Annotated in this window: 11 protein-coding genes; 5 read left to right on the top strand and 6 right to left on the bottom strand. The window is 48.8% G+C overall.

Annotated elements, in window-relative coordinates:
* Positions 1-695 precede the first annotated feature (695 nt).
* Positions 696-1,841, top strand: coding sequence for an N-acetylglucosamine-6-phosphate deacetylase (gene nagA / locus ACKI3C_RS08960; protein ID WP_407404193.1), 1,146 nt, complete (start codon positions 696-698; stop codon positions 1,839-1,841).
* Between the two features lie 789 nt (positions 1,842-2,630).
* Here nagA and ACKI3C_RS08955 read toward each other — a convergent pair.
* The 5 genes from ACKI3C_RS08955 to ACKI3C_RS08935 all read right to left on the bottom strand — a co-directional run bounded on the left by ACKI3C_RS08955 (position 2,631) and on the right by ACKI3C_RS08935 (position 12,009).
* Positions 2,631-3,830, bottom strand: coding sequence for an alkaline phosphatase family protein (locus ACKI3C_RS08955; RefSeq protein WP_407404191.1), 1,200 nt, complete (start codon positions 3,828-3,830; stop codon positions 2,631-2,633).
* 128 nt (positions 3,831-3,958) lie between these two features.
* Positions 3,959-5,500, bottom strand: a complete 1,542-nt coding sequence (locus ACKI3C_RS08950) for a BACON domain-containing protein (protein ID WP_407404189.1) — start codon at positions 5,498-5,500, stop codon at positions 3,959-3,961.
* Positions 5,501-5,520: 20 nt separating this feature from the next.
* Positions 5,521-8,802: a carboxypeptidase regulatory-like domain-containing protein gene (locus tag ACKI3C_RS08945; RefSeq protein ID WP_407404187.1), complete on the bottom strand. Its 3,282-nt coding sequence runs from the start codon at positions 8,800-8,802 to the stop codon at positions 5,521-5,523.
* A 567-nt stretch (positions 8,803-9,369) separates the two neighbouring features.
* Complete coding sequence (locus ACKI3C_RS08940; protein WP_407404185.1) at positions 9,370-10,593, bottom strand: hypothetical protein; 1,224 nt, start codon at positions 10,591-10,593, stop codon at positions 9,370-9,372.
* A gap of 309 nt (positions 10,594-10,902) precedes the next feature.
* The gene (locus tag ACKI3C_RS08935) at positions 10,903-12,009 is read right to left on the bottom strand and encodes a hypothetical protein (protein WP_407404183.1); all 1,107 of its coding nucleotides are present in this window, start codon (positions 12,007-12,009) and stop codon (positions 10,903-10,905) included.
* A 331-nt stretch (positions 12,010-12,340) separates the two neighbouring features.
* Here ACKI3C_RS08935 and ACKI3C_RS08930 point away from each other — a divergent pair, with 331 nt between their 5' ends.
* The 4 genes from ACKI3C_RS08930 to ruvC are packed head-to-tail and all read left to right on the top strand — an operon-like array spanning position 12,341 to position 16,158.
* A complete protein-coding gene (locus ACKI3C_RS08930) occupies positions 12,341-12,880 on the top strand; it encodes a hypothetical protein (RefSeq protein ID WP_407404181.1) in 540 nt (179 codons plus the stop codon).
* Positions 12,881-12,931: 51 nt separating this feature from the next.
* A complete protein-coding gene (locus ACKI3C_RS08925; RefSeq protein WP_407404179.1) occupies positions 12,932-13,858 on the top strand; it encodes a glycosyltransferase family 2 protein in 927 nt (308 codons plus the stop codon).
* A 46-nt stretch (positions 13,859-13,904) separates the two neighbouring features.
* Positions 13,905-15,587, top strand: coding sequence for a DUF6056 family protein (locus tag ACKI3C_RS08920; RefSeq protein WP_407404177.1), 1,683 nt, complete (start codon positions 13,905-13,907; stop codon positions 15,585-15,587).
* A 1-nt stretch (position 15,588) separates the two neighbouring features.
* Entirely contained in the window at positions 15,589-16,158 is a 570-nt protein-coding gene (ruvC, locus tag ACKI3C_RS08915) for a crossover junction endodeoxyribonuclease RuvC (protein ID WP_407404175.1), read from the top strand.
* 1 nt (position 16,159) lies between these two features.
* Here ruvC and ACKI3C_RS08910 read toward each other — a convergent pair whose 3' ends face one another.
* Positions 16,160-17,923: a phosphoethanolamine transferase gene (locus ACKI3C_RS08910; protein ID WP_407404173.1), complete on the bottom strand. Its 1,764-nt coding sequence runs from the start codon at positions 17,921-17,923 to the stop codon at positions 16,160-16,162.
* Positions 17,924-17,948: the final 25 nt, after the last annotated feature.

The following is a 17,948-nucleotide window of genomic DNA, read 5'->3' as shown; positions in this document are numbered from 1 at the left end:
GTATCGCGTTTACCCTGCCCTGCCTTCGCTTGCGCTCAGTTAGGACAGGGTTATGTGCAGAACTGCGTTCTGCGTGTCGGCTTTCAGCCTCTCTTTGCCTTATGCTTTGTGCGAGAGAAAGATTTTCATAAGGTCTGGGCGAGGACTCTGCAAAATTCTATTGCTGAATAGTAACGCTTCCACCCTCTCATTACAAAATCATGTGTGAGTGAATCCCCGCGGGGAATCTGCAAAAAAAATCTATTGTAGTATAGTTACAACAGATTGCTCTGGTTTAACTGAATAAGAAATTATTCTAACTCAACTTTAGCATGTGAAACCATTTGAGTCTCACCTATTTGCTCCGATTAGCGTCCTACTGGACGCATCTGCTTGTTGATACTATTCCCCCACCGCCACTACGTTCGGCGGTGGGGGTTATTCAGGTATTGTCCTGCTGGACAATAAATTAGTAATATTTATTATCAAATGCTAAAGTTAAGATTCTAATTATTTTAATTTCTTTCAGTTATTATTAAATCAATGAGCTCAGTGAGATCCGCGCGGGGTATCCCATTGTGGAATAGTTACAGCAATAAAAAACAATCCTAAATTTATGTAAATAACACAAAAAATATGTATATATCCTATGCTATGTAAAAATAATAATGTATCTTTGCATTAAAATAGTACAATTTCAACCTCTAAACAAATTAATGTTAACTCAAATCCTTAATGGTCACATCCTTACGCCTCAGGGATGGATAAACGGTGGTTCGTTAGTCATCGACAATGGCCATATTATCGAGGTAAAAAAAGACAGCAATCTCATCGATGGTGCCGAGCACATCGATGCCCGGGGCATGCACGTCATTCCCGGAGGCATAGAGATGCACTGCCACGGAGGCGGTGGACGCGACTTCATGGAAGGCACGCCCGAGGCATTTAAAGTGGCTTCCGAGACTCATCTCAAATATGGCACCACTGCCATCTACCCCACCCTCTCGTCATCTACGCTGCCCATGATTGAAGATGCATGCGAGACTTGCAGCGCTCTCATGAAAGAGAAAGACTCAATCATCATGGGACTGCATCTCGAAGGCCCTTACTTCAACCTCAAGAAAGCAGGTGCGCAGATGCCCGAAATCATCCGCAATCCCGACGAGAAGGAATACCGCCACATCATTGAGGACTACGACTGCATGCGTCGCTGGGACGTTGCCCCCGAGCTCCCCGGAGCCATCGAGATGGGACGCTATCTGGCCGACAAAGGCATTGTGGCAGCAATAGGACACACTGCTGCCGAGTATGAGCACGTTGCAGCTGGTTACAAGGCAGGATATAGCCTTGCAACGCACTTCTATAACGCTATGACTGGCTTCCACAACGTGCGTGAATACAAGCATGCCGGAACAGTCGAGAGCGTATATCTCATGCCCAACATGGACGTGGAAATCATCGCCGACGGCATTCACGTGCCTGCTCCCATACTGCAGCTCGTGTATCAACTCAAGGGCGTGGAACGCACGGCTCTCATCACCGATGCTCTTGCCGTTACGGCATGCGAGAATGCCAAGGCATTTGACCCGCGCGTCATCATTGAGGACGGCGTGTGCAAGCTCAGTGACCGCTCGGCACTGGCAGGAAGCGTCGCAACTATGGACCGACTCATTCGCACCATGGTGCAGATAGCAGGAATACCACTCGAAGATGCTTCACGCATGGCAAGCGAGACACCTGCACGCATCATGGGCATTCTCGACCGCAAGGGAACGCTCGAGAAAGGCAAAGACGCCGACTTCCTGTTCATGGATGCCGACCTCAACCTCAAGGCTGTTTACACAATGGGCCGCAAGGTATAAAGAAAGTCTTTTCATTATTGTTTTTATATAGTTGAAGCACCGCCGCCAGCGAATGGTAACGGTGCTTTTTTATTCTCAACCTCAGACAAAGCAAGTAACTATTTAACAGAACTTCCCCGCGCAGATCTCACTAATCTCACTGATTTAATTTAATCTAACTGAATCTGTGTTATCTGGAATCAGCGGATTTTTCTGGTTTGTGGGGCAAGAAATAGATAGGGAGAGTAGGTGAAACATCCCTATGGGGATGAGATATTGTAGGCAGCCATGTTGGCGTGCCGTGGGTACGCCGAAATGGCTGTAAAAAAGTAGATAATAATTACCCGTGCCTTTAGGTACGGAATAATGAATCAGCAAATAACTTGCTACCACAGCATGTGATATTAATTTAATCACCTTTTTATCCAATACCTAAAGGAATGGTTTTTCCTTGGAAAAAGCAAAGTCAAATGAGAAAGTGCGACCCCTTCGAGGTCGTATGGAGTGTGTTACTTTACCCGACGGTCTACGACCATCGGTTACGATGCAATATGACGACTCCGTCGTCAATTACCGCTAATCAAAAAATCAGCTAATCCCAAAATCAGCTAATACGAGAATCTACAGAACAAAATAATCCTTGCAATCTGTGAGATTCGCGCGGGGACTGGCGAGAACTAGCTACCGTATTTCATGCTGCTGGGATGGTAAACAACGTGACATCTACAAGAAAGCTGAATCGAAATAATAATCCGTGCAATCTGTGTAATCCGCGCGGGGAGTCCCATAAGGTTTGGAACTGGAAGCTCGTTATTTGAGCAGGTCACGCACTTCGTCGAGGCTGCCGTCGTTGGGGGAGGGAGTGATACCCAGCAGATGGCACACGAGGGGATAGATGCACACGTTGCGGAATGTCTCCTTGCGCTGGTAGCCATGCTTGAAGTCGGGGCCTATGGCTTGGAATGCCACCCACATGTCGCTATAAGTATGGTCAAAGCCGTGGCTGCCAGTGTTCAATCCCACCTTGCCATCGGTGAATTTCCACCCGAGGTCGGGCAGCACAATCACATCACCCATGTTCTCGTTGTTGCCATAGTTGAGATACTCGGGGCACTCTCCCTTGCGCCACACGCGCAGGTGGTCCACATTCTTGAGTGCGTTGATGCATGAGTCCACATACTCGGGTTTCTTACAATAAAGCAACGTGGGGAAATCGTTGCAGATATTGTCAACCCAAGAGCTATTAATGTATTTCTTGATGGGCACAACCCGTTCAGGACTCAGGTAGGTCATGCCATGGTCACCGGTTACGATGAAGTTGATATCATCGGCAATGGGTAGCTCCATGAGGCCTTTGTAAAGTTCCATCATCAGCGAGTCCATATACTCCATGGCACGTCGTGTGGGGCGAGAGATGGGACCATACTTGTGCCCATGAGAGTCGGGCTGCTCAAAGTAGGCCATCACCAAGTGCGGGCGTTTGTCCTCGGGCTTCTTGAGCAGCTTTATCACCTCGCTAACTCGCTCATCGGGCGTGAGCAAGGGTTTCTGGTTATAGTCTTTCCAGTAGTTGGCATGATCGCCCTGCACAGCCACGTCGCTGCCAACCCAATAGACCGTAGCACTGGTCACACCCTGATGCTTGGCTGTGAGCCACAGCGGGTCGCCGCCATACTTCTTGCCGTCGCGTGCCACATCGTTGCCCAGCGAGAAAATGCGACCGCTTTTAGCCATTTTAAACTGATTGGCAATGATTCCGTGGTGATCGGGCACGAGGCCAGTGGCTAGCGTGTAGTGGTTAGGGAACGTCTTGCTGGGGAACGACGGTGTCATCACCGCACGCACGCCGTTACGCCCCATCACCGAGAGGAAATGAGTGTCGTAGGTGTCAACGTAGTCCCAGCGGAAACCATCAAGCGACACGACCACAGTGTAACTGTCGCGACCAGCAGCCATGGAGCTGATAACAACAGCTAAAACAAGAAAAAGGGTGTACAATCGTCTCATCATAATATCTGTAATAAAGTATCCCGGAGACTCCAGATAATCCGGATATGCTGGGACTGCAAAATAATCAAATAGGGGTTGTTTCTCATTTAACGAGAAACAACCCCTGTTTATTATCTAACTCGGTTTAATTACTTCACGTGTCCGAAGTAGATACCGTTGTTAACTTGGGGAGTACCATTGTAGGTAGTCTTGCTACCGATTACTGTGAGCTCATCGCCTACCTCAAGGCCGAGTGTGGCAATGAGGTTCTTGCGAGCGTCGCCGGTAGCACCCCAGCCGGGATATGTACCGTAAACGTAGAGGCGTGCACCGCCTTCGCTTGTCAGATATAAGTTACCGTATGTAGCGTTAGCAATCTCATCGATTGTACCAGTTACCATGTAGTAAACATCCTTGTTGTCTTCCTTGGTGAGGAACTCTTCGATAGTTACCTTGGTAACAGGAATCTCATTCTTAACATCACCTGAGCCAACCTGAGGAGTACCATTGTAAGAAGTGCGCTTGCCTTCCACAGTGACAACATCGCCAACCTTGCCAGTGAAGCCTGTAGCATTGTAAACATAAACCTCACCCGAGTAGTCACGGATAGTGAAGCGACCCTTAGCAGCGTCGGTAACACCTACCACAACGCCCTCAAGGCGATATACAGTGCTATTCTCGGCAGCAGCGAGGAAGTCAGCGATATTGATGTCAACGATAGCGCCCTTCTGGCTTACTGTAGCAACTGCTGTGTATTCCTTGCCACTTGCGTCTGTTGTCTTGAAAGTAACATCAATTGAGCGATCGCCGCCAGCATTGGGAGCAGCCTTGAAGACTACAACGGGGTTAGCACCGCTGGTTACATTAACCATAGAGAGCCAGTCCTGAGCCTCGGTGGGGATAACAACGCTCACGCCGTTACCCTTGCAATCGAGGTTGAACTTAACCTCACCACCCTCAACGGGAACAGTAGCGTCGGCGGGATCAATGTCAACAACCTTGATGAGAGACTTCTCAATCTTGATAACGGTTACGTCAACAAGCTCATGAACTTCATTGGGAGGAGTACCATAAGTAGTCTTGGGACCTTCAACGGTAACAATGTCACCCACCTCGATGCCAAGGCTTGCGAAGTTCTTAGTCTGACCGTTCTTGTCGAGAGTACCGTAGATAGTGATTGTACCAGTCTCGTCGGTAAGATACCAGTTACCGTAAGTGGTGTTATAGATACCTGTACAAGTACCGGTTACGCGGTAAGTCTTGCTGTCTGCACCAGCGATAACCTGAGCACAAGTAGCGTTTTCAACCTCCTTGACACCCTGGATAACATTGATAACTTGTTCCTTACCTGCGCACAAAATTTTGACCGAGCATTCGCGACCCGAAGCACTGTCGGCCTCGAATGTAACCTTGGTTTTACCAGCTTCGCCCTTGAGAGGAGTGATCTTGAGCCAAGAGGGAATCTTGTAAGTATCCTTGGTATCTTCTGAATCATAGAATGCCCAAGGGGAATTTGCGTCCACTTCAATAGAAGCTGAAGCCACCGTTTGCTTATTTTCGGGTACGGGAAGAGATACGTATGACTGAGACACGCGAATCTCACTCAAGTAAGTAGCCTCGTCGTCGCTACAGCTCACAAGAACCATGCCCATGAGTGCAACAAACGCTGTAAATAAAAATTTATAGTTCATAGTTGTAATTGACTGTTGAATTAGTTGAAGATATACTTAACACTGAGACCCATGTTCCAAGTCTGACCAATAGCGTGGTTGGGCAGGAAGAGCTTAGTGTCGCCATTGATAGCCTTGATAGTAGAGAATGTTGCAACACCGTCAGCGTCAACACCTTCATACTTGAGGATGCGAGCGTCTGAACCAATTGCAGTGTTGAGAGTCTTGCTTACACCCCAGCTTGAGTTGAAGAGGTTGAGGAGGTTCTTGATGTCAACACCCACTTGGAGAGTGTGCTTGGTTGAGCCAATCTTGAAGTTGAAGTCGTGCTTGTAAGCGAAGTCTACGCGGTGTACCCAGGGAGAGTACAGGCTGTAACCCTCGGCATACTTGCCCTGGAACTGGCTAAGGCTCTTGTTGTTGTGGAGGAAGTCCATGAAGCGAGTCTGGTCGCTCTTAGAAACGAAACGGAATGCACCGCTCTCAACCTCAGCATCGGTGGGAACATAAATAGCGTCGTAGTTGTAACCGTCGCTGTTCATGTCGTTAACAGTCATGTAAGAGTAGTTGTAACCGCCACGCCATGCCTCGTAGAAGAATGTATAGTGGTTGTTAGCCTTGTCGTGGATTGAAGCGCTTGCCTTGAAGCGGTCGGGAGTGATGTACTGTGAGTTGTGCAGCTTGATGTGGTTGGGACCCTCTGATGTGGGAACATAAGTGAAAGCTGACTCGGCAGCACTACCGGGCATACCAGTGATCTCCTTACGCACGCTGTGAGTGTAAGAAGCGTTCAGGCTGATCCAGTCGGCGGGACGAGCGTTAAGTTCAACAACTGCACTCCAGAAGTAACCCTTGCTTGTGTTCTCGAGAACGAAAGCAGCAGTCTTGGGGTTGCGGTAACCTGCAGGATAGATAGGACGGTTGTCAGCACCGTTGAAGCGTGCGAAACCACCTGCCGAAGGAATTGACCAGTCGCTGATGCAAGCAGCGTTGATGTTCTTCTCAAAGATACCCTCAACTGTAACTGTGAAGGGGAATGAAACGGGAAGCTTGTAGTCAACAGCTACTGAGTTCTTCCATACCTGAGGCATCTTGAAGTCGGGGCTAACGGCACTGATTGTGCTGGGCTTAGCACCTTGCTCGGGAGTGATGTTCTCGGGATAACCCATCTTGATGAGTTTGTCGCGCAGAGCAGCGATGGTGGGCTTGCCGCTAGCGTCGCAAACGAGACCGCCAGCAAACTGGTTCATATCGGTATTCTTGGCATTAAGCTGTGCCTGGTACTGAACCATACCGCTGTTAGTGGGCATGTTGGTGAAGAATACGAGGGGTGAACGGCCCATGAACAGACCTGAACCACCACGAACCTTAAGGGTCTTGTCGCCGAGTACGTCCCAAGTGAAACCTACACGGGGAGATACTGTAACGTTAGCATTGGGCCACTTGCCAGTGTCGATGTGGCGCTCTTTGCCATTGTGGTCAAAGTAAGTGAGGTCATAGATAGCCTGGTTGCGCATGAGGTCGCTGTTCTGGAAGAAGAGACCGTCGAGACGCACACCCATAGTGAGTTTCAAGCGATCGCTGGGGTTCCACTCGTCGCTCAGCAGGATACCGGGCTTGTGGAAACGAACGCGAGCAGCGGGCTTGTCATTGCCGCCGTAACCGTAAGTGAGACATACTACCTCGGGAGCAGCGCCGTTGATAAAGTCGTCAACGCTGTTGTAGCGGTAGTAACCTGTACCATTGCGCATGTACTGGTTGTCGGCCATCTGGTGCTCGTAGAAGAGACCAGCAGTGAGTTTGTGCTTACCCAGGAAGTAAGTGAAGTCGTCCTTAACTTGCCAAACGGTGTTGTGAACAGCGTTGTTCCAAGTGAAGAGCTCGTAACCGAGGGCCATGTAGTTGTTGATGTCACCGCTGCCATCGAGGATGTCGATGAAGGGGAACTCTGAAGAGTTAGAAGAGCGAACGTCGTCCTTCTTGTCGAATGTGATGCGGAAGCTGTTAGACATGTTGTCGTTCAGGCGGCTGTTGAGCTCAGCAGCTACTGAGTGAACGAGGTTGTCCATGCCATACATTGAGTTAGCAAATGACATTGAGTACTGTGAAACACGGCTGTAAGCAGAACGTGTGCCACCGTCCATAGAAGAAGCATTGGGGTTGTTCCAGATGCGGTTCTTTACGTATGTGTAACGCAGTGACAGGTGATGCAAGTCGCTGATGTTCCAGTCGAGTTTAGCAAGCAGCTTGTAGTTGCTCTCGTCGGCGGGCCAGTTGGTCCAAGAACCAGTATCGTAACCATACTTAGACTTAACAAACTCGCTAACGCGCTTCAGGTCGGCGTTAGTTGTGCGAGAGATGTAGCTTTCAGCGTTGCCTACACCATTGTCAGATGCGCGCCAGCGGTTAACGATAGTGGGGATCTGCTGCATTTCGCCCGATACGAAGAAGAACAGCTTGTCCTTCACGATGGGACCACCCAGGGTAGCACCCCAAGTAGTGGTGCGGTCTTTCTCCATTGTGCTGGGAATCTGCACGTGGTCAACAGTGTAACCGCGCAGGTTCTCGTTACGGTGGAACCAGTAAGCACTACCCTTAACGGTGTTAGTACCTGACTTGGTAATAGCGTTAACGCCACCACCGATGAAGTTAGACTGGCGAACGTCGTAGGGAGAAACAACAACCTGCATTTCCTCGATAGCCTCAGTTGAGATAGGGCTGCCACCACCGGGGAGCTTGTCGCTCAGACCGAAGTCGTTGTTGAAGTTTGAACCATCGACAGTGAAGTTTGCCATACGACCGTCGCTACCAGCGATGCTCATGCCGTTGCCACCGTAGGGCGAGAGGCGAGTGAGCTCGGTGATGCTGTGGCTGATAGTAGGCATGCCCTGGATCTGTGCGCTGCTGATGTTAGTTGACGCACCTGTCTTCTCGGCAGCAAACTTTGAACCAACTGCGGTAACAACAACCTCGGTGAGTTGTGTTGCGTCGTTAGTCATGTTCACGGGGACATTAGTAGTCTCACCGAGAGCGAGTGTAATGCCCTCGATAGTCTTGGTCTTGTAACCTACGTAAGAAACCTCTACCTTGTAGGGGCCACCAGTACGCATACCCTGGATGGCGAAACGACCATCAAGGTTAGACACGGCATTGTACTTAGTTCCTGAAGGGGTGTGAACGGCAGTAACCGTTGCACCAATCAGGGTTTCATTGTTCTCGTCGGTAACAAGACCCGACATTGCCGAGGTAGTTACCTGCGCATTCATTGAAAATGCCACGAAGAGCATCACAATGAGTGACAAAAACTTAATTTTCTTTACCATGATTGATAATAAAAAGAAATTAAATTAAAATATTAATAAAAAGTTATGTTGTTTGTTTATTGCTGATGCACACAAGTGTACATAAACAATAATCGCCACAACATAAGCCTCGTTTATATCTCTGTCGTAGCGTAGTTTTATCCATAAAGTAATGATTAACAGACGTGTGATGCAAGAATGTGCCAAAACCCGCGTCGGCCGTCAAAGCCCGCGTGCTTGTTGAGTTGTTGTTACGCATACCAAACACCACTGTTTTGTGTTGCATTTATCTATAATAAAATCATTTAGCAACGATAAGTAAATTCCTCTCGTCTATTTACGCTACAAAGGTAGTCATAATTTCAGATATAAACGCACGAAAAGTTAAATTTAACTCAATTAACATAAACCAAAGGCCGCCGTTAACATTTCACACAAGGACATTACCCATGACAACCCGGTACATACTACAAGCGAAGCGCAGTAGGGATAGTTGTCGACACCCTTCCCTCTTGTGCCAACACAAACAAAACTCCCCCGGCGGGAGTGCCGAGGGAGCATATAGTTGGATTTATATCAACTAAACTATTACTTGATAGCCTGGCCTGCTACGTTGAACTTAACGCCGTCCTTAACGATAACTACCTGACCATTCTCGATCATCTTAACAGCCTTGCTAGTCTTTTCTACGTGGAGGTCGTTAACAGCTGTAACGGGATTATTGCTGTACTTAATAGTTGCGCCAAGCGCTTTGCTGTCAGCATCTGCAAGATAGCTTGAGAAGCGGAGACCACCATACTGGCTTAAATAAGCAAATACTGCAAAGGGCTCAGTGTAAATTGTTACATCATCACCTTCCTCGATCTGCAAACCTTCAAGAGCGGGCATGCCTGTGGGTGAAGAGGCAAGTGTGTAATAGTACCACTGAGATGCGCCTGTAGTTTCGTCAGTATCCCAAACAATAGATGTCAGAGAACCTAAACCAAAGCCATAGTTTGAACCTTGACCATAATTTGTTGAGTAAGCGATGCCTTCCTGGCCAAAGGTAACATTACCCTGAGCGTCCACTGTGTAGCTTACAAAACCATTTTCGATACCATATACAACACCACCGTTTCCTTCTTCGTTTGCTTCAACACAGAGTGCATAGTTTACAGGAGCATTGTCGTCATAGTCAAATGCTTCAAATGTAGCGTTTGCTTTCTTGAGAACGCAAGGCTTTGAGTGGTAGGGGGTTAAATTGTAGTTACCGTTGCTATACTCGGGAATACCGCGCAACAGACCAGAACCAGAAGTCTGAACCAGATTGCCGTCCTCGTCCATAGCAAATGTGATGGGAGTGCGAACAATAGGAGTTGTCGAGTAGTCATCTGCATTAGCAAGAACGATTTTGCCATAAGTTGTGTGAGTGTCCATTGTCTGGTCGGGAGCGATAGTCAGGACACCGTTTTCAAATGTTGCAGCAAGAGGACAAGCCTTGCCAGTGAAATTTGACATCAGATTAGAAACAACGTAGCCGCCATTTTCGTCTTTTTCAATAACTACTTCATAGGCAGTTTGAACCTTATCATTATAGTTAGTGTGCTTAGAGCCATAGTTGTTTGATGTGGCAAGAATATAAGTGCCAGCTACATCCTTAGCATCAGCCTTAACAGCGGGAGCCTTCAGGGGAGCTACAGCAGCAGTTACCTGAATCGGTTCATTAGAAATTTGATCTTCGCCAACAGAAGTTACGAAGTTTGCTGTGTTCATAACATTTGCACTTGCAGTAATAGCGGTTGCAGCTGCAACAAGAAGTAAACTTTTCTTCATACGTTATAATATTTAATAGTTAATAATTCCCTATTTGTAAAAACATGGCGTAAAATTAAAAAAAAATCCACATTTACAAAATAATTGCAACAAAAATTTGCAAAATAATTATGTTTTAACCACTTTTTGCCACCATTTGGTATAATAACCTAAGCAAAATTGCAATAAGAATTAATAAATTATAAGAAAAGCCACAAGTTCAGCAATAGAACCCGTGGCTTTGTATCACGTTTGTAAGGCAATCGTCAAAGTCAACTTTAAACTCTTATAAGTTAAACTTTTAAACTCTTAATCCTTTAAACTTTTTAATTACTTGATAGTCTGGCCTGCTACGTTGAACTTAACGCCGTCCTTAACGATAACTACCTGGCCGTTCTCAATCATCTTAACAGCCTTGCTAGTCTTCTCAACGTTGATGTCGTTGATTGCAGTGGGAGTGTCAACGGGGAATGTTACAACGCAGTTAGACTTAACGCTGTTGAGGATGTAGTAAGTGGGGCTTGCACCTGTTGTGGGCAGGATGAAAGTCCAGTGGGGCATTACGAGAGTACCTTCCTCTGCATCGATAACGCCTGTGGGACCTACGTTAGTATAGAAATGACCTTCGTCGTCAAGGTCGGTTGCAAATGCCAGTGCATAGCTGCTGCTGTAGTAGTAAACCTTGTCGTTGCTGAACTGAACATTGCCCTGTGCATCAGCTGTGAAGGGAAGCCAAGTCATGTCGTCGAAACCGTAAACAGCACCGCCAGTTACATTGCCATCGGCATCCTTAACGAGCTTAACGCTAGTGTTGTAAGTCTCGGTTGCGGGATCTTTAGGAGTACCACTGGGGTTGAGTGCGTCGAATGTGCAAGTGCCGTTAACAGGCTGGAAGCTATAGTTACTGTAGGTGTCACCCAGAGCATAACCAGCATAGTTACCTGAAACGAGAAGCATAGCTACCTCGAGGCTGGGATCAAGAGTGAGAGAGCCGTCTTCTCCAACGGTCAGAACGAGGTCATAGAGATCCTGGTCGTCCATAGCAAAAAGACATGCGGGACCGTAAGTTGAGTGGTTGTAAACTTGCTGGCCCGCGGGGATGGTGAGTTGACCATTAGCATAAGTTGCAGTAACAGTAGCATCAAGACCAAAGACAGCACCTTTCACTGTGTAAGAGTTAGCAGCAGTGGGGTTAGCCTCGATAACAACAGCACCGCAAGAGTTAACGGGATCTTCGGTAACAGCTGCGCCAACATATTCGCCAGCGAGGTCAGCAGCCTCGTTGAGAGAAAGGTTGCTTGAAGTAACAGTTGTTGACTTAACATTCAAAGAGTGCTTTGTAGTACCCAAAGTAAAGTTCTTCTCACCTGCAGTAAGACCTGCAGCACTTGCTGTCATAGCAACAGCAGCAGCTGATAAAAGTAAAAATTTCTTCATAATAAAAAGTATTTAAAATTAAATATTAAAATTTCCCAAATCTCAGACAAACCAAGGCAAAATGCGAGTATCTTTAACTTGTTGTTTTGATTTGCTTACAAAATTACAACATTATATCGTAAAAAACAAAAGAAATAACAAAAAAGTGCAGTATTTTGCACAAAATGGGCATACTTATTCGTATATGGACCAGTGAAGTGGAAAAATGGAATATAAACTCAAGTTGTAATAGTTGTTATGAAAATGGATATAGGAATATTTTGCAGTTTACCTTGCCAGTGATTGAATGTTTTTGTGTAACTTTGCACTTTATATAATATTAATGTGAAAAATGGAAAGCAATCCTACCGAATTTGAACAGAATCTGCTCAAGGACTTATATAGTTATCTCAAGCTTCATGGCGAGGTGGACAGTATCATGCCCGATGCTCCCGATATTGAAGAGAAATGGGTGGCAGTGGCAAACTCCTACATGCCCGATGGCATCAGGGAGTTCCAGCAGTACCCCATGACTTCGATAGGCTGGATGATGTATGTGGGCATGGCGGTGGCACAGTTGTGGGACGTTGACTGGGAAAAATACTCTCAGGTTGAGGATCTCTATGTGATGCTGCGCGATGTGCGTGGATATGACGAGACCGATGAGTATATCTCGCAAGAAGTGCTCGGGCTAGACGAGAAGAAACAAGAGGAGTTGTCTAAACTAGTGGGCAACTGCGCGGCCCGCACCTATAACTACTTGCTGCACCAAAATTTAGAGCCAGGCACAGCTCAGGCGTTGCAAGGCTACCTGGGGTGCCTGCACCAGATGTATCTGATGGGCGCATGTGTGCAACTGCACCGCCTAGGGTATCACATGGTAAAGGTTTAAAGGTTTAAGGGTTTAATAGATAATTCGATATTTCGAAAAAGTGAAACCGAAATGAAAAAGATAACTATACTGGTTCCTTGCTATAATGAGGAGAAGTCGCTGCCTTTGCTGCACGTGCGGCTTGCCACGCTCATGGACAGCATGACGGCCTATGAGTGGGAACTGCTGCTGGTGAATGATGGCAGCAGTGACAAGACGATGGACGTGGTGCGCGAGTTGCGTGCCATGGACAGCCGCGTGGGCTACATCGACTTGTCGCGCAACTTCGGCAAGGAGCGTGCTATGCTTGCCGGCATGGATCATGCCACTGGCGACTGTATGGTGATAATGGATGCCGACCTGCAGGATCCGCCCGAGGTGATCCCCGAGATGATCAAGCACTGGGAGGACGGATGGGAGGACGTATATGCCCGACGCATTTCGCGTGGCAAGGAGTCGTGGCTGCGACGCAAACTCTCGCTGTGCTACTACAGCGTGCTGCAAAAGACCACTAAGGTGGATGTGTTGCAAAATGTGGGCGACTTTCGACTCATCGACCGCAAGTGCATTGATGCCTTGAAGCAGATGCGCGAGTGTGAGCGTTACACCAAGGGTTTGTTCTCGTGGATGGGCTTCAAGAAAAAGGAAATCACCTTTGACCGCCACGACCGTGCGGCAGGAGAGTCATCGTTTGATTTCTTCAAACTCATGTTGCTGGGCATTGACGGCATCACCTCGTTCACTACTGCTCCGCTGCGTTTTGCAACGGTGCTGGGCTTCGCGGTGTCGGTATTTGCTTTTATCTACATGTGCTATGTGCTGGTGAAGACATTGATATGGGGTGATCCGGTGGCAGGCTACCCCACACTGATAATCGTGATACTTTTCCTGGGTGGCGTGCAACTGATATCACTGGGGATCATAGGCGAATATCTAGGACGCATCTTCAACGAGACAAAAGACCGTCCTGTGTATATCGTGAGAGAAAAGGAAATGTAGAGCCCCCACCCTATGTAACCTATGTAGCCTATATAAAAAAATCAAGATGAAAAAAATACTGAAAGACAAATGGTACTGGCTGACGCTCGGGCTGATGAGCGCGCTGTTTTATGTGCTCAACCTTAACACAGCGATGTGGGGCGACGATTACCTGTACACATTGTTACCCAAGGACTGGCTGGTGCGTTGCACTACCGTGGGCCAATACATCAAGACGATGCCCGCATTCTATATGCACGTGAACGGCCGCATTGCCGACATGATGTTGCGCTTCACCACTAGCCTGCTGGGCATGCAGGTGTTTAATGTGATGAACACACTGGTGTTTGCGCTGATGGTGCATCTCATGGCATCGATAGTGTCGCGCAAGCGCAGCGTGTGGCTGCTGCTTCTCATCGAGGCATACGTGCTGCTGCTCATTCCGTTCCCCGGCGAGACAATGCTGTGGATGGCAGGGGCATTCAACTATATGTGGTCGTGCACGGCCACGCTGGCGGTGGTAAAACTGCTGCTAGTGTATGGCGACAGGGAGGACCATGGCCCTTTGCGATGGTGGCAAGGCATGCTGCTGGGTGTAGCAGGTTTTGTGGCCGGAGCGATGAACGAAAGTTTCTCGGCAGCCGTGGTTGCAGGCCTGGTGTGCTACTGCACTATTTATCGCAAGAAACTGTGTGCAGCTCAATGGATAATAATAGCCGCTTATGTGCTTGGGCTCGTGCTTGTGGTGCTGTCGCCCGGTGCATGGGCTCGTCTGGACACCGGCGCTGCCGTGAACTTCAAAATGGGCACGATGCAGCTGCTCACACAGCGTGTGTATAACCAGATGACCAAGACTTGCCACTTCATCACGCCCGTGCTGGGATTCGTGGTGGTGGCGTTGCTGCTGTGGCGCAAGGGCATCAAGCACGCATCCTCCAATGTGCTGCACTGGCTGCTTGCGGGCGCGATGGTGTCGGTGCTGGTATTCGGCCTGATTACCTACAGGGCCTACATGTGGTACTCTGTGGTGGGTTTGCTTGTGATAGCTGTTCCGCTTGCCTCATGGCTCGACGAGAGAGTGCGCTGGCAGCGTGTGCTAGCTGCTGTGTGCACTATCGCATGCATCTACCCCGCGGTGATGGCCGTGCAGGAAACCGCCGAGTGCAAGGCTTTTGACGACCAGATGGTGAGCGACATCATGGAGTCGCCCGATGGCGTGGTGCTTGCCCGCAGAGGGCCGTCGCGCGCCAACTTCTGCCATGTGCAAACCTATGACAATCGCGAGAGCACTTGGCGCAATCAGTTCATGAGCAGATATTATGGCAAGGACAATGTGCAATTTGTCGATTCTATGGTATATGCCCATTACAGAGACACCTGTCTGTTTATGGACGGAGCACAAAAACTTGATTTTGAGAGCAGTTACCCTCAGTATATCCCTGCCTTATATTCGCTTGGAAAAGCCGCGTGTGTGGTCGCTCCGGTTGACTACGGCAAGGTGACCGAAGACCGCGGCGGCATTTCGCGCATGTATTTCAAAGACCTGGCAGCCTATGTGGGCAGCGAGCGCATTGAGCAGCAGAAACTATACGGGACCTACCGCGAATTTGTGCCATGCCGTGTGTATCACCTGATGCGTGACGGCAAGGCCTATCTCGTGGCTCCCGCCTTGAGCGACAGCGTAGTGAGCATAGATATTGACGCCAGGGTTGACGGCAAGGAACTGTATATTTCATTTACCCGTAAGTGACATGGCAAGCGAGTGGGATAAGATAATCATAGGCATAGACCCTGGCACTAACGTGATGGGGTACGGCCTGCTGGGTATCAAGAGCAAGAAACCGCAGCTCATAGCCATGGGCGTGATAAAACTTAACCGCATGGACGACCACTACATGAGGCTGCGTCACATCTTCGACAGGGTGAGCGGACTGATTGACTCTTATCTGCCCGACGAAATGGCTATTGAGGCACCGTTTTTCGGTGTTAACGTGCAGTCAATGCTCAAGCTGGGGCGTGCACAAGGCGTGGCAATGGTGGCTGCGCTCAAGCATGATGTGCCCATCGCCGAATATGAACCTCGCAAGATAAAGATGGCGATAACGAGCAACGGCGGCGCGAGCAAGGAACAAGTGGCGGCGATGCTGCAACGCACGCTCAAGATCGACAAGGAGGAGATGCCTGATTTCCTGGATGCGACCGATGCGCTTGCCGCAGCGCTGTGCCACTTCTATGAGAGCAGCAAGCCCGTCACTGCCAGCGGCGACGCCAAGTCATGGAAAGCATTCGTGAACCAAAACCCCGATAGAGTGAAAAAATAACTTACTTCTTGACAGTAACTTTGCGGGGGCGGCTGGTGTTGAACTGGTCGTTGATGAGGCTGCGTGCGGGATCAAAGTACTTGCACTTGACGCCAGCTAGCTCTAGGATGAGGTGCGGAATGTCGTCGGTCTGGAACGGACGATGTGCAGCCATCTGGATTTTCTCCACCATCTCGGGGTGAAGTTCTTTGTACCTCGGAGAGTACCATATCCACATGGGGACTTGATATTGCGACTCTATCATGGCAGGGGTCTTGTCATCGTGCACACGCCCCAATGTCTTGCCGTCGTCGTAGGCATTCTCGCCGTGATCGCTTGCAAACACAAGCACTACATCCTGCTGGACATAACGGTCGAACAAAACCCCGAAAATGGAATCTTGATAGAGCGTGCTGTTGTCGTAATGCGCGACAACTTGCTTTTGGTCGGCCGATAGTTCGGTGCGGTCGCGATAATCGGCGGCAGTGAAGTGTGCATGACTGGCGGGATAGCTGCAGTCGTAGGCCACATGCTGGCCTCGCACGTGGAAGATGTTGAGGTTTAACTTGCCAGGGGTGATGGCTTGGTCGAGTTCGGCAAGAAGAGCGTCGTCGTAGTCGTGAGATGCAGGCGTTTGGTAGTCAAGCAACAGGTGCGAGACGCGAGGATCGCGCATGAAGAAACCTCCGGTGCTGTTCCACACATTGTGCTCGGTGGCAGCATACTGGTTGGTGACGAAAGACACACGATATCCTGCTTGTTTCATGAGTTGCATGACCATGGGAGCCGAGGTCCAGGTGCCTGGTTGCTCTATACTGTGCAATGAGAGCATGTTTTTTATCACTTCGGAAGTTTGGGTGGCAGTTGTCACAGCATCGTCGATGACGGTGAGATTGCCTTCGCGCAGCTCCTGCATGAGTCGTGGCGTGGTGGCCTTGTTGTAACCATACACCTGGGCATGGCGCTTGATGAAACTTTCGCCAATAAACAGGATTATGCAGGGTGACGTGTGGCTGCACGAATCGATGCGAGCATTTTTGCTGGTGTTGAGCAGCTCGTCGCACTGGAGTGTGGAGAGGTGATAGAGCTTGAGTCCGAAAACTAGCCTGGTAATACTAGTCTTGGAGTAGTGACTTCCATGTTCCCTGCCATAGATGTAACGCATCTCAAAGTCATACAAGTCGTGCGCAAGCAATACGTTACCTATGTAGTACTGTGCTGGAATCCAACCCGAATATACGAAATGAGCTATGACAGCTAGAACAACCATGCAGGAAACACACTTGCTACCGAGGGACTTGCGCATGTCAAAGTCTCCCCATCGAGCTTTGACAGCGTGAAGTGCTAGGGCAAGGATGATGAAGCAAGAAAGCAAGACAACGAACTTGATGTTGTGCATCTGAAACACGAAGGTGTCAAGAAACTGCGACGTCTCACTAGGACTGCTCTCGAGCATGAGCCTGAAGACCTCGCCCATGAAGTCGAGGTTGAATTGCGTCATGAGAAAGGCCTCAATAATGGCGAGAGTCCCCATGACAACAAGTGCGGCCAGTGACACGATGGTGCGCGCTTTGCCACACAGGAATGACAGCAGCATGGCAATGACATATAACTCGGGCATTGCATCCTTGAGAAGAACAGTGCCTCCGTTGACCAACAACTTCACTGCCACATACAACGCAAGCATCGACACAAAGAATGGCCAGCAGTGGGTGAACGGGCGCAAGAGGAAGCCTGCGACAGCCCACGCGGTTTTCTGCACTTTGGTGAGGATGCTTTGTTGCATTATGCTTTATTATTAAAGGAGGTGG

This window comes from Sodaliphilus sp. (assembly GCF_045598405.1).
Taxonomy (GTDB): Bacteria; Bacteroidota; Bacteroidia; order Bacteroidales; family Muribaculaceae; genus Sodaliphilus; species Sodaliphilus limicaballi.
The sequence above is the reverse complement of the archived record's forward strand: the minus strand, read 5'-3'. Positions and strand labels throughout refer to the sequence as shown.

What these genes read in the sequence shown, in the direction of transcription:
- ACKI3C_RS08925 (WP_407404179.1), top strand. Translation starts at nt 12,932, where the DNA reads ATGAAAAAGATAACTATACTGGTTCCTTGCTATAATGAGGAGAAGTCG.
- ACKI3C_RS08935 (WP_407404183.1), bottom strand. Translation starts at nt 12,009, where the DNA reads ATGAAGAAATTTTTACTTTTATCAGCTGCTGCTGTTGCTATGACAGCA.
- ACKI3C_RS08955 (WP_407404191.1), bottom strand. Translation starts at nt 3,830, where the DNA reads ATGATGAGACGATTGTACACCCTTTTTCTTGTTTTAGCTGTTGTTATC.
- ACKI3C_RS08945 (WP_407404187.1), bottom strand. Translation starts at nt 8,802, where the DNA reads ATGGTAAAGAAAATTAAGTTTTTGTCACTCATTGTGATGCTCTTCGTG.
- ruvC (WP_407404175.1), top strand. Translation starts at nt 15,589, where the DNA reads ATGGCAAGCGAGTGGGATAAGATAATCATAGGCATAGACCCTGGCACT.
- ACKI3C_RS08930 (WP_407404181.1), top strand. Translation starts at nt 12,341, where the DNA reads ATGGAAAGCAATCCTACCGAATTTGAACAGAATCTGCTCAAGGACTTA.
- ACKI3C_RS08950 (WP_407404189.1), bottom strand. Translation starts at nt 5,500, where the DNA reads ATGAACTATAAATTTTTATTTACAGCGTTTGTTGCACTCATGGGCATG.
- nagA (WP_407404193.1), top strand. Translation starts at nt 696, where the DNA reads ATGTTAACTCAAATCCTTAATGGTCACATCCTTACGCCTCAGGGATGG.
- ACKI3C_RS08940 (WP_407404185.1), bottom strand. Translation starts at nt 10,593, where the DNA reads ATGAAGAAAAGTTTACTTCTTGTTGCAGCTGCAACCGCTATTACTGCA.
- ACKI3C_RS08910 (WP_407404173.1), bottom strand. Translation starts at nt 17,923, where the DNA reads ATGCAACAAAGCATCCTCACCAAAGTGCAGAAAACCGCGTGGGCTGTC.
- ACKI3C_RS08920 (WP_407404177.1), top strand. Translation starts at nt 13,905, where the DNA reads ATGAAAAAAATACTGAAAGACAAATGGTACTGGCTGACGCTCGGGCTG.